This window comes from Allochromatium vinosum DSM 180 (genome assembly GCF_000025485.1).
GTDB lineage: Bacteria > Pseudomonadota > Gammaproteobacteria > Chromatiales > Chromatiaceae > Thermochromatium > Thermochromatium vinosum.
The window spans coordinates 39,037-51,966 of record NC_013852.1 but is presented as its reverse complement, the minus strand read 5'-3'; the positions used below and the strand labels follow the sequence as shown (position 1 = coordinate 51,966).

At 59.9% G+C, this 12,930-nt stretch carries 6 protein-coding genes; 1 reads left to right on the top strand and 5 read right to left on the bottom strand.

What is annotated here, in order from left to right; translation table 11 throughout:
* Nucleotides 1-25 precede the first annotated feature (25 nt).
* The gene (locus ALVIN_RS15840) at nt 26-505 is read right to left on the bottom strand and encodes a cupin domain-containing protein (RefSeq protein ID WP_012972341.1); all 480 of its coding nucleotides are present in this window, start codon (nt 503-505) and stop codon (nt 26-28) included.
* Here ALVIN_RS15840 and ALVIN_RS15835 point away from each other — a divergent pair.
* On the top strand, nt 504-5,774 hold the full coding sequence (locus tag ALVIN_RS15835) for a RecQ family ATP-dependent DNA helicase (protein WP_223295316.1): 5,271 nt from the start codon (nt 504-506) through the stop codon (nt 5,772-5,774). The two genes, ALVIN_RS15840 and ALVIN_RS15835, sit on opposite strands and share 2 nt — an antisense overlap.
* Before the next feature lie 11 nt (nt 5,775-5,785).
* Here the strand turns inward: ALVIN_RS15835 and ALVIN_RS17320 are convergent, their stop codons facing one another.
* The 4 genes from ALVIN_RS17320 to hsdR all read right to left on the bottom strand — a co-directional run bounded on the left by ALVIN_RS17320 (nt 5,786) and on the right by hsdR (nt 12,905).
* Nucleotides 5,786-6,652: a hypothetical protein gene (locus ALVIN_RS17320; RefSeq protein ID WP_148217636.1), complete on the bottom strand. Its 867-nt coding sequence runs from the start codon at nt 6,650-6,652 to the stop codon at nt 5,786-5,788.
* A 63-nt stretch (nt 6,653-6,715) separates the two neighbouring features.
* A complete protein-coding gene (locus tag ALVIN_RS17315) occupies nt 6,716-8,062 on the bottom strand; it encodes a restriction endonuclease subunit S (RefSeq protein ID WP_012972338.1) in 1,347 nt (448 codons plus the stop codon).
* The gene (locus tag ALVIN_RS15830) at nt 8,059-9,522 is read right to left on the bottom strand and encodes a class I SAM-dependent DNA methyltransferase (RefSeq protein ID WP_012972337.1); all 1,464 of its coding nucleotides are present in this window, start codon (nt 9,520-9,522) and stop codon (nt 8,059-8,061) included. Before ALVIN_RS15830 ends, ALVIN_RS17315 begins: the two co-directional genes overlap by 4 nt.
* The gene (gene hsdR / locus ALVIN_RS15825) at nt 9,519-12,905 is read right to left on the bottom strand and encodes a type I restriction-modification system endonuclease (RefSeq protein ID WP_012972336.1); all 3,387 of its coding nucleotides are present in this window, start codon (nt 12,903-12,905) and stop codon (nt 9,519-9,521) included. The genes ALVIN_RS15830 and hsdR overlap by 4 nt, the downstream gene beginning before the upstream one ends.
* Between the last annotated feature and the right edge of the window lie 25 nt (nt 12,906-12,930).

Genomic DNA, 12,930 nt, shown 5'->3' with positions numbered 1-12,930 from the left:
ATCAGGCGCGCGACCGGCTGAATCCTCAGTGTTGATGGCCAGCCGCTCCATCGGCCAGTTCCATGATCGGCTGCTCGACGTTACCCGCATAGAACACGATCAGATCGACCGGCTCGGTGCCCGCGTTGTAGCCGAAGTGCAGCTCCCCGACCAGTTCGATCAGCGCCTCGCCGGCTTTCAGGTGCAGGATCTCGCCGGCCTTGGACTCGACGGTCAGCTCACCCGAGAGCAGCACGCCTGCGTTGATGACCGGATGCTGATGCAGCGGCAGCCGGGCGCCCGGCGCGATGCGAAAGCGCAGAAGGGTGATCTCGGGTTGCTCTGGTCGATAGGCCGGGAGCGGATGCCCGTTCCAGCTTTGGCTGGAGCGCGCGAGCCGCTGGACTTCGACGCCGGGAATGGTGGATTGGTCAGCCGCCACGGGAGCGGCGATCAGGCCGCCGAGCAGGCTGAAGAGCAGGCACGCGCGGACGTGTCTCGAACACCAGGATGACAGTTGGCTCATGGCAGTCCTCGATGCGGGCGATGTCCGGCGGATCGTACTCCCGATCGCCGCATCAACGCCACGTCCTGTAATATTCCTGAGACAAATCGCCTGGACCCTGCCCGTTGCTCAAGGAGACTGGATGGAGCCGACCGCGCCCTCCGAACCCGCTTTGCTCTGCCTCGATATCGAAACCGACCGCCACGACCGGCTGAAGCTGCGCGAGATCGGCCTGTACCGTCCCGACACGGGCGCGAGACTGAAGCTTTCCGGCCAGGATCGGAGTCTGGTCGCCAAGGTCGATGCGCTGACCGACGGGGCGACCGGCCTGCTCGGTCACAACATCATCGCCTTCGATCAACCGGCGCTGTCCGTGCTCCATCCCGATCTGGCCCTCCATCGCCTGCCGCTGATCGACACCCTCGAACTCTCGCCGATCGCCTTCCCGCGCAATCCCTATCACAAGCTGGTCAAGGACTATCGGCTCTGCACCACTTCGCGCAATGATCCGGTGCGCGATGCGGAACTGGCCTATCAACTCTTCCGCGATGAGTATGCGGCGCTGAAGGCGCGGGCGGCTGAATCCCCCGACGAGCTGCTGTGTCTGCACGCGCTCATGGGCGGCGAGGAAAACGCCGGTCTGGCCCGGATCTTCCGCGCCGTGCGCCACAGCGCGCCGCCATCGCTGGAGGAAACTGTGACCGCCTGGACACGGGCGACAGCGGACCAGGTCTGTCTCACGGCGCATCGCCGGCTTATTACAGACTGGCTCCCGGATCCCGCGTGGCGCAAGCCGCTGGCCTATACGCTGGCGTGGCTCGGCGTGGCGGGCGGAAACTCAGTCCTGCCGTCCTGGGTGCGGCACGCCTTTCCCAAAACCGGTGAGGCCATCGCCGCCTTACGCGATCGGCCCTGTGACGATCCCGCGTGCGCCTGGTGCCGCGAACAGCATGATCTCGACCGGCTGTTGCCCCTCTACTTCCCCGGCATCACCCGCTTTCGCACCAAGCCCGCGACGCCTGACGGACGCTCGCTGCAACGGGCCATCGTCGAGAACGGCTTCGGCGGACGACCCACACTGGCGATCCTGCCCACGGGCGGGGGCAAGTCGCTGTGCTTCCAGCTGCCGGCCCTGGCCCGCTACGAGCGCACCGGCGCGCTGACGGTGGTGATCTCGCCGTTGCAGTCGCTGATGAAGGATCAGGTCGATAACCTGATCGCGCGCGGCCTCACCTGTGCCGGCTATCTCAATGGGATGCTGACCCCCATCGAGCGCCGCGCCATGCTCGACCGGCTGCGGCTGGGCGATCTGGGGCTGATCTTCGTCGCCCCCGAGCAATTCCGTAGCACCGCCTTCGCTCAGGCGCTCAGCCACCGCGAGATCGCCGCCTGGATCTTCGACGAGGCGCACTGTCTGTCGAAGTGGGGCCACGACTTCCGGCCCGACTATCTCTACGTCTCCAAGTTCATCAAGGCCACGCAGAAGGATCGCTGTTCGCCGGTCTTCGGCTTCACCGCCACCGCCAAGCCCGATGTCGTCGACGACATCGCCGCGCACTTCCGCGAGCGGCTGGGCCTGGAACTCGACCGGCTCGAAGGCGGCGTGAGCCGGGACAATCTGGTCTATGAGGTGCACGCGGTTCCGGCCCAAGCCAAGCTTGGTGAGGTGCTGCGCCGGCTGAAAGAGGCGCTGCGCGAAGAGGGCGGCGCCATCATCTTCTGCGCCCGCCAGAAGACGGCTCAGGAAACCGCTGAATTTCTCACGCAAGCCGGGATCGACTGCGCCTACTTCCACGGCGGCCTGGATTCCGACATCAAGCGTGCGGTGCAGGAGGATTTCATCGCCGGCCGTCGGCGCGTGATCGCCGCGACCAACGCCTTCGGCATGGGCGTCGACAAACCCGATGTGCGGCTGGTGATCCATCTCGACACGCCGGGATCGCTGGAAAACTACATCCAGGAGGCCGGACGCGCCGGGCGCGATCAGGAGCCGGCCCAATGCGTGCTGCTCTACGATGATGCCGATCTCGACATCCAGTTCAACCTGCTCAAGCGCTCGCGTCTGAGCCAGAACGACATCCGGGCCATTCTCAAGGCCATCCGGGCCATCGAGCGCAAGGATCGCAGCGAGGGCGAGGTGGTCGTCACCACGGGCGAAATCCTGCTGGAGACCCCGGAGTCACACCGCATCGAGGCCGACGACCGGCAGGCCGACACCAAGGTCCGCATCGCCATCGCCTGGCTGGAGGAAGCGCGCCTGCTGGAGCGGCAGGAGAACCACACCCGCGTCTTTCCCGGCAGTCTGCGGGTCACGGCCCTCGATGAGGCTGTGGCGATACTGCGCAAGCGGCTCGGCCCTCAGACCGAGATTGCGCCCTATGAAGCCATCCTGCGCGAACTGATCGAGGCCGGAGACGATGAAAGCCGCTCGACCGACGATCTCATGCTGGCCACCGGGCTGGATTCGCGCCGGCTCCGGGCCATGCTGCGCGAGCTCGACCAATGGGGACTGCTCGCCAACGAAACCGAGATCGGCGTCACCCTCTATCGCGACCCGGCCACGCGCGACCGGCTCGACGAACTCACGCGCCTGGAAACGGCCCTGATTGCGCAGTTGCGCGAGGCCGCGCCGGACGCCGACCAGGATGAAGGGTGGCAGATCCTCAATGTGCGCCGCCTCTGCGACACCCTGCGCCGCGAGACGCACACCGACCTCGATCCCCAGCGCCTGACACGCCTGCTCAAGTCCTTCGCTGAAGCCTTTGGCGACGGAGACGGCGACGGACAACGGGCCTTCCTGAAGCTGCGCCCGGCCGGGGCCGACAACCGCTACATCAAACTGCTGCGCCCCTGGAGTTCGATCGAGTTGATCAGCGAGCGCCGCCGACGCTTCGCTCAGGCGCTGGTCGAGTATGTCTATCGCGTCCGCCAGGGCAACAACCTACAGGTGGTGTTCAAGCAGCGTGACCTTGAGGACTCTTTGAAAGGGGATCTCACGCTCCAGGATCTGGAGATCAAGGATTGGGACCGGGCGCTCTCGTCCGCCCTGCTCTATCTGGACGCCAACGAAGTCCTCAAACTTTCGCGCGGCAAGGCGCTCTTCCGCTCGGCGATGAACATCACGCTCAACAGCGAGGCCCGCCGCCGCCAGTTCAGCAAGGGCGATTACGCCGAACTCGACCTGCACTACCGCGACAAGATCGTTCAGGTGCACGTCATGGGCGAGTACGCGCGGCTCGGGGCGGTCAAGGTCCAGGCCGCGATGCAGTTCATCGCCGATTACTTCCGCCTGGAACGCGGCGAGTTCATCCGCCGCCATTTCGCCGGACGCAAGGAGATCCTGGAGATCGCGACCTCGGAAGCGGCTCATCGGCGCATCCTGGTCGATCTGCGCAACCCCGCCCAGCAAGCCATCGTCGCCGCCCCGCCCGAGGGCAGTCTGTTGGTGCTCGCCGGTCCCGGCTCGGGTAAGACGCGCGTGATCGTGCATAGGGTCGCGTGGCTGTTGCGCCAGGGCATGGCCCATCCGCAGGACATCATGGTGCTCGCCTACAACCGATCGGCGGTCTCCGAGATCCGCCACCGGCTCTGGGCGCTGGTCGGGCCGGAAGCCGTCGGCGTCAGCGTGCAGACGGTGCATGGTCTGGCCATGCGCCTGACCGGCACCAGCTACGCCGTGGCCCTGGAACGCGGTGAGAAGATCGACTTCACGACCGTGCTGCGCCAGGCCACGGCGCGGCTGAAACAGGCCGAGCGCGAGGATGTCAGCGAATCGACCGAGCGGGATCGGCTCTTGGCCGGACTGCGCTTCCTGCTGATCGACGAGTATCAGGACATCAACGGCGAGCATTACGACCTCATCAGCGCCGTGGCCGGGCGCGCGCTCGACAGTGAAGAGGATCGCCTGTCGCTGATGGCCGTGGGCGACGACGACCAGAACATCTATGCCTTCGGCGGGGCCGATATGCGCTTCATCCGCCAGTTCGAGACCGACTACCAGGCCCGCCGCCATCAGCTGATCGAAAACTACCGCTCGACCCGTCACATCATCGCCTGCTCCAACCGCGTCATCGCCCCGGCGCGCGACCGGATGAAGACGGACGAAGCGATTCGCATCGACCACGCCCGACGCGAGCGACCGGCCGGCGGCGACCTGGAAGAGCGTGATCCGGTCACGGGCGGACGGGTGCAGGTGCTCGACGTCTCCGCCGATCCCCGGCTCGAAGCCCAGATCGCGCTGGCCGAGCTTCAGCGTCTCTATGCGGTCGAGGACACCACGCCCGAAGGACGCTGGGGGCGCTTCGCGGTGATCGCGCGGCAGTGGAAAGACCTGGAGCCGCTGGCCGCGCTCTGCCGACGGCGCGGTGTCCCGGTGCGGCTGCTGCGTGACGACCATCAGCCGGACCTCCATCGCACGCGCGAAGGCCACGGGCTGCTCGATCTGCTGCGCGGCGAACAGCGCCGCACGGCCAAGCGCCGGGTGCTCGTGCGCGCCCGTACCCTCTCGCGCTGGTTCCGACGCCGTTACGGCCTCCCGGTTGACGGACTGATCGAGCATCCCTTTCGCGCCGCGCTGGCCCAGTTCATCGCCGAGACCGAATCAGCCGCGCCCGAAGGTCGGCGCGTCGTCGAGGATCTGATCGAGGCGCTATACGAGTTCGGCAGCGGGGGCCGGACGATGGCCGAGTCCAGGGCCAATGGCCCGATGGTGCTGATGACCGCGCACCGCGCCAAGGGACTGGAGTTCGACCATGTGCTCATCCTCGATGGCGGGGGCTGGTCGAGCGGGGACGACGAACGCCGGCTCTACTATGTGGCCATGACCCGCGCGCGGCGCAGTCTGACGCTGTGCGAGCGGCTGGACGGGCGGCATCCCTTCGTGCGCGCGACCGAGGGGCTGGCCTTGCGCACGCGACCGACGGTGCCGGAGTTGGAACCAGGGCTGGATCACCGGATCTGGGTCGCCGATCCCTCGATGGTCTATCTGGACTGGCCGGGCCGATTCGCCCCGAATGCGCCGATCCATCGGGCGCTGGCGGCCCTGGAGGTCGGCGATCCGCTCGAACTGCGTCCGATGAACCGGCGCGACGGACAGCCGGGCTGGGAGTTGGGCGATCGCCACGGGGTTGTGGTCGCGCGGATGGCGGCGAAGTTCCAGCCGCCAGTCGGGGAGATCGTGACGGTGCGGGTGGCGGCGGTGTTGGTCAGGACGGCGAAGGGGGATGAGGGGTTACGGTGTGAGCGGTGGGAGTTGGTGTTGGCGGAGATTGAATACAGAGATACAAATTAAAACTATCAAATTCAAATGCTGTTTTCTATTCTTTCTTTTAGTTCAGCTATTCTTTCATTTGATAGCCTTGGAAATAATTTATCATCAATCAAAAATTCCAATTTACTTACGCCATTACTCCATACGCCTGGAGTTAATTTTAAAGAACACCATAAAGCAGCAAGATTTTTATCTCTAGTACAGTAGGATAAAGTGCTTGAACCCAACCCATTAGACAAAGCCAAAATTTCTAAAGCAAAAATATCAGATAAAGAATTGTAAGCATCTAATTCGGAGTAATTTTCTTTAGGCTTTATTATTTTTCTACCTATCAGCGGTTGACTTCCATCTTCTTTTTCGTAAAGGCAAGATAGCGCCAAGATTAAAGCTATCGAAAAACCGTTCAATCCGCAACTTTTATAAACTTCAACTATCTTATTTTCTATTTCAATGATTTTTTTCTTGGAAGTTCTATTTTTCAATAACTGAGAAACATCAACAAGAAACTGGCTTTCTTTTGAAAATCTATTTGATCTTTCAGAAATAGCCTCGAAAGCTGCAAAATAATTTATATCATCGTAACTAATGATTTTCGATTCAGGCAGAACAGATTTAATAAGTTCGCATGCATTGTCAAAACTAAAACGAAATTCTGAAAAAATTGGATGCCTCCTATATTGACTTTCAATTTCGCACAAAACAGGATTTAAAATCAAATCAGAACGATTCAAAAAGTTTAGCCAGTATTTGTTGTGATGATCTCTTTCACTTTTAATCTGAATGCCTTTTTGCTTCAAAAGATATAGCTTGCTTAACACGCATCTATCTAGCAAAACAACTCCGCTTGGAGTAAAGCAGGTAGGATACCAGCCGCCCATAACTAAAACATAAGCAGTCAATGGTTTATCAAAATTTATTGATATGTTTGCTGTTATATTGGCCATAGCTTGCGATATAAATTATCAATTTTTATTTTTCCGAATCTTTACCTGCTTTTCACGATCCGCGTAAATCTGCTCAAGTAACACCGATGCTGGCTCATCACTCGGATCTTGCGGAACCAGCTCGCCACGAAAGGCTTTAGCGAGGTTAGCTTGGTCAAGGTGATCGAGGAGGTGCGAAGCTTGTCGTTCCTCTATTACCAAAGAATCTAGCCAATCTAGCGTTTTTTCGATGCGAAAAACAATCTCTTTCTGCTCATCATGCGTTGGCAGCAAAAATGAAAAATCTGCAAGTTTTTTAGCATTTATATTAGACTGACTGACGCCATCCGATTTAACGCGCCAACAATAAGATCGCCCTAATGGACTATTAAGGCAGTAGTTCAAGTATTCGGGAACCAATCGATTTCCACATTTTATTTTTATCAGATAGCCCGCATAAATAGCAGGTCTCTCGCCTTTATAAATAGCGGTTTTGCCAACAAGCTCAGGACTGTTTGTTCGATTAAAAAGCACATCGCCAGCATTTAAGCTATATTTTTCAATTTCTTCGACATCTGATGTGTAAACAAGATCCTTCCAATCTATACGCATATTCTGAATATTACCCATTCTAAGAACAGGGACATCTCCAGATTTAGAAGATTTTGCAGAAGTACCATAAGATAATTTTTTGGCCACCTCGCCAAGCTTAACTTCTTTAGGCATTGGCAACCCCCTCTTTTCACGCCAATCCTTCGTCAAATCCCCGCGAAAAGCCGCCACCAAAATCGCTTTCTTGTAATTCTCGATCAGTCGCGGAATATGCGATAGCTCCTCACGCGCACGACGGGTACGCTCGAAGAGGCGATCCAGCTTGGCGACGATGCGGCGTTGTTCGGCAAGTGGCGGTAGAGGAAATGGTATCTTTGCAATTGTCTTTGATGACAAATGCTTTACGGTTATGGAATGAGTATGATCGTTTATCAGGCGCAAGTAGGCAGGAAGAACGTAGGAAAGAAATTTCTTATCCAAAAAATCCTCATGCGGCGTCAGCTTGCAAACACGCTGATTGAGCAAGCTGCGCTCTGAAGACCAAAGACGACAATTGAAATCGCCGTCCATACCGACCACCATGTCAAAAGGTTCCACCCAGTAACCTACCGGAATATCCCCACTGTAGAAAGTTTTGCAAAACCCAGAGGTTACATCACGAATACGAATTACTGGTGCACCTTCACTGTTGTTAAAGTGTTGGGATTTGAATGGAAATCCGTTCAAAATGTCACAGACATCCCCTAATGGGACTCGCTCCCACCAGTCAGCAGTAGCGTGCAGACGATCATTCGAGTCCGCGACCAAGTCTTCAACATCGTGACTAAAACTCACGCCGCCTCCTCCGGCACCAAAGCCTCCACCTCGATCTCCTCCGTCAATCCCTCAATCTCTTCCAACGCCGCGCGCAGATGGCCCATGATGGCCGCCGCAATATCCTCCGGCTCGGTCAGCCGCTCCTCGATGTCGTCGTTCTCATCGCGCAACCACGCAATGTCGAGGTTGTCGTTGCGTTCCTTGATCTTCTCGCGCGTGAAGCAACGGAAGCGCCCGCTTTCGCCCTGGTCGGTGCGCTCGGCCTTGCCGTAAGGATCATTACCGAAAGCCGCTTCGAACTCCTCGAAGTCCTTCACGGTCAGCGGGCGGGTCTTGCCGAAGGCGGGCATGTTCGCGCGCAGGTCATACACCCAGACGGACTCGGTATTGGCCTTGTCGGTCTGGCCGCGCGTGAAGAACAGCACGTTGGTCTTGACGCCCTGAGCGTAGAAGATGCCGGTCGGCAGGCGCAGGATGGTATGCAGGTCGCAAAGCTCCATCATCCAAGTCCGTAGCCGTCGCCCGGTGTTGTCCTCGAACAGCACGTTATCGGGCACGACCACAGCGGCACGTCCGCCTTTCTTGAGCGCCCGGACAATATGCTCGACGAATGCCAACTGCTTGTTCGATGTATCGCTCGTGATCGAGAAATCAGCCCGATTCGGCTTCCCGCCGCCCTTCTTGGTGCCGAACGGCGGATTACTGAGGATCAGATCGGCCTTGCCGAGTGCCAGCCCATCCGGCGAGAGCGTATCGGAGCATGTCACCGTCCCCTCGATGCCATGCAAAATCAGGTTCATCAGGCACAGGCGGTGAGCGTCGGGCACCAGTTCAGCGCCCTTGTAGGCGCTGTACTGCTGGAACAGGATCTCTTTCTCGTCGAGATCGAAGAACTTGTCGTTCTGTTTCATGTAATGGTCAGCAGCAACCAGAAAGCCGCCGGTGCCCGCTGCCGGGTCTTGGATGACCTCGCCGGGCTTGGGCTTCATCAGCCGGACCAGACAGTCGATCAGCGGGCGCGGAGTGAAATACTGCCCGGCGCCGGACTTCTTCTCGGCGGCGTTCTTCTCCAGCAGACCTTCGTAGAGGTTGCCCAAACCCTCTTCACGCGCCTCGAACCAGTCGAGCTTGTCGATGGCCGTGGTCAGCGCCTTGAGATTGGCGGGCTTGCGGAGCTTGGTGTTGGCGTCGGCGAAGATCGACAGGATCGTCTGATCGTGGGTCTTCTTGGTGCTGCCCAGATTGAGCAGCAGGTCGCGGTAATACTCAAGCTGGTCCAGGCCCGTGCGGCTGGCGAGTTCTTCCCAGCGATAGCCCAGCGGCAAACGGCTCTCGTGTCCGGTCTCCCGCATCATCTTGAGAAAGAGCAGAAAGGTCAGCTCCGTGACGTACTCGTTATAGGTCACGCCGTCGTCGCGCAGGATATGGCACAGGTTCCAGAGCTTGGCGACGATGTCGCGGGTCACGGTTTCGCTCACGCGGTCTTTCTCCACACTTCTTCGCTAAATTCGGTCAGAACGGCCTCAATCTGGCCGTCGAAAACAGTATTGAGGCGCTTGAATCCTCCAAAGCCCGCGAACGGCTCGCGGTCCAGCGCCTCTCGATCGACCACCAACTCGCGCTCGATCTGCTTGGCGATGCGCTGAATCCACTGGCGTTGCGGATCGGTCCAGGCGTGCTTGGACATCAGCCGCTGCGTGGCGGCGCGAACGCGCTCCTCAAAGGGTACCAGGGCATCGCCGATAGCCGCCTGCCGGATGAAGCCGATGATCGAGGCGGCGATCTCCTCGTTCTTCGCCTCCTGCCAAGCACGGCGTAGATTGGCCTCGGAGTAGCCCAGTTTATCCAATTCCAGGCGCAGTGCGCGCAGATCGGCGCGTGTCAGCGCGCTTGGACGTTGGGCGATCACCTTCAAGGCCGCCACTTGGTTCAGGTTGTTTCGGATATAGCCGACGAAGCCCTCAAGGAAGTCCTCGGGCTTGGCCGCCTCCCCGTAGCCGCGCGTCACGTCGATGACCTGATCGTCGTGCGTCGAAATCGGGACCAGCACGGGGCCGGACTCGGGCGTCCAGTCGAGCAGTGGCCCGATATTCGGGCGCTCGGCTACCCAAGCGGCAGTCTCGGCGAGCGGATTGTCGGCGAGCCGCTTCAGGGTATCCTCGGGAGTCTCGCCGGTCTCTTGCTGGTACTTCAGGCGAGCTTCATCCGTGAACCGGCTCAAGCGCCGGCGCAGCTTGACGAGGATCTGATCGCGGATCTCGGCGCGGTGCTCATCATCCTCGACGCTCGCCAGTTCGGCGAACAGTTGCTCCAGACTGATCGAAGGATTGACCACCACCGGACGCATGTCACTAAGCGCCTGGAGGTTGGCGTACAGATCGACCGCATCGAAGATCCTGAAGGTTTCCTTGCCGATCTCGTCACAGCGGCGCGTGGCGCGTCCGAGCATCTGGGCATAGAGGATGCGGCTGTTGACCCGGCGCAGAAAGACCAGATTGGTGATGGCCGGCACATCGACACCCGTAGTCAGCAGATCGACCGTGACGGCGATCTTGGGCAAGTCGTCGTTGCGGTACTCGCGGATCAGTTTCCCGACCTTGTCGACACTGCCGGTGATCTTGCGGATTGCGGCATCCTCGATCTCGCCGTACTGCTCTTTGAACGCCAGCTTGAGCTGTTCGACGACGATATCGGCATGGGCATCGGTCGCGGCAAAGATCAGCGTCTTGCCGGGCAGGGCCGGATCGATATGCTTGGCCAACTCCTGAGTCACCACCTTGTTGAAGTTTTCGGTGATGACGCGCTTGTTGAACGCCTCGACCTCGAAATCGACCTGATCGGGCAGATGAGCCAGTTCGATTTCACCCGTCTTGGTGTTCAGCAAATGGACCGACTGCCCCGGCTCGAAGTGGATGCCGTTCTGGGCCAACTCGGTGACGATGCGGATCGGCGGCTCATGGTCGATCAGATGACCGTCGACGACCGCCTCGCGGTAGGAATAGGTGTAGATCGGATCGCCGAAGATCTCGACCGTATGCAGGGCGGGCGTCGCGGTCAGACCGATCTTGACCGCATCGAAGTGCTCCAGGACACGGCGGTACTTGGAGATGTAATCGGCTTCGCTGCGAAAGTTCAGTTCCCCGTCCGACAGCTCGCGGTCGAGCAGATAGCCGCGATGACACTCGTCGATCATGATCAGGTCGTACTGATCGACCGGCGGAACATCGGCCGGATCCTCGTTGTAGAGCACGCGGCGCACCAGTCCCTGAATGGTGCAGATATGGACCTTGGTCTCGGGTTCGGGAGCCGTGGTCTCCAGTCCCTTGATGTCGAAGATGTCGGCAAAGGTCTTGGTCCCGACCACACGGGTCGAAGCGAACTCCGAACCGGTCTGCTCACCCAGGGCACTGCGATCGACGACGAAGCAGACGCGCCGGAAGCGCTTGGCCGTCAGCAAGCGGTAGAGCAAGGCGATCGAGAGCTTGGTCTTGCCGGTGCCGGTCGCCATCGCCACCAGCATCAAGCGAACCCCATGCGCGAGACGGGATTCCACGGCCTCGATGGCGTTCTGCTGATAGAGGCGCAGAGCAAACCCGAAATCCATGCCTTGGGTGCGAAGGCTTTGCTCGGCGGCCTCGATGTCGATCTCCATCATGGCCTTCAAGCCGTCCGGGGTCGGCCAGTCCGCCAAGGCGCGGCTGAGATTGGTCGACTTGCGGACATCCCGAAACCAGATACCGCTGTGGGTCTCTAGCTGCTTGAGATAGGGGCGTCCGTTGGTCGAGAAGACGAAGGGAACCTGATAGTCCGACCAAGGGCCGCCGACGGGCTTGGCTTCGTTCGCGTCGAGTTGGATGTCGCGCGCGTAGCGTTCAGCCTGATCCAGCGACGACGACACATTCTTGCGCTTGCGTTTGGCCTCGACAGTGCCGAGACACTGCAAGCCGAGAAAGAGCGCATAGTCGGCGGGACCGCTCGTGGTCGGCCATTCGGCGATAGCCATCGCCTTACCGGGAGTCGGGCGCGCGCCCTGGCTGTAGCGTAGTGTCTGGGTGTCGGCCTCCCAGCCCCGTGCGCGCAACCGCTCATCAATGATGGCTCGTGTGGCCTTTTCATCGAGATCGATCCACTTGGCGGCCTGTTCAGCGCGCTTACGCTGTTGCTGCCGAACCTGGGTCGATGCGGACTCGGCTTCCTGCTGAAGTTTGAGTAGATCGGCCAGAGCGGCGTTCTTCGCGTCCTCGGCTTCCTGAGCCAAGTGTTCCCACAACGCCCGCTCTTCGGCGAGCCGCTGGGCGCGTTCCTCGGCACTCTCACGCTCGCGGGCGGCGGCTTCGCTCTGCTCGCGCGCCTGTGTCGCTGCATCCAAGAGTCCTGCACGCTCTTGCCGTAGCTGCTCCAACTCCTCGATGAGCGCCTGAGATGCGGCTTGCGGGTTCTCCGGCGGTCGGAAAGGGCCGGGCTTGAAGTCGGCTTCCGGCCCGAAACTGCGATGGAACCAGATGGCCAACTGGCGCGCGATCTTGAGCGCAGTCAGCGCCTCACGATGATCGTCGAGGATGGCATGAGCGGCGCGATTCCCGGCGATACGAAGCTGATGAAAGAGATCCATCACCTCGGGCGGGGCCGCGCGCTCCAGCTTGAGGCGGCGCAACAGGTCGGATTGTGGCTCTTCGGGCGAGGTCAACAACCCCACACGCGCGGCGGTCTGGCGTCCGAGTTCTTCACCGAACTGGCGCAGTTTCATCAGGCAGGTGTTAGGATCGTCGGCGAAATAACGCTCGGCCAGCGCTCCGAGACGGTCAAGCTGGTGTTCGTAGGACCGAAGGAAGCTGAAGTTGCTGGAGGTGAGTTCGGTCATTCCTGATCTCCGTGGAAACGATCAA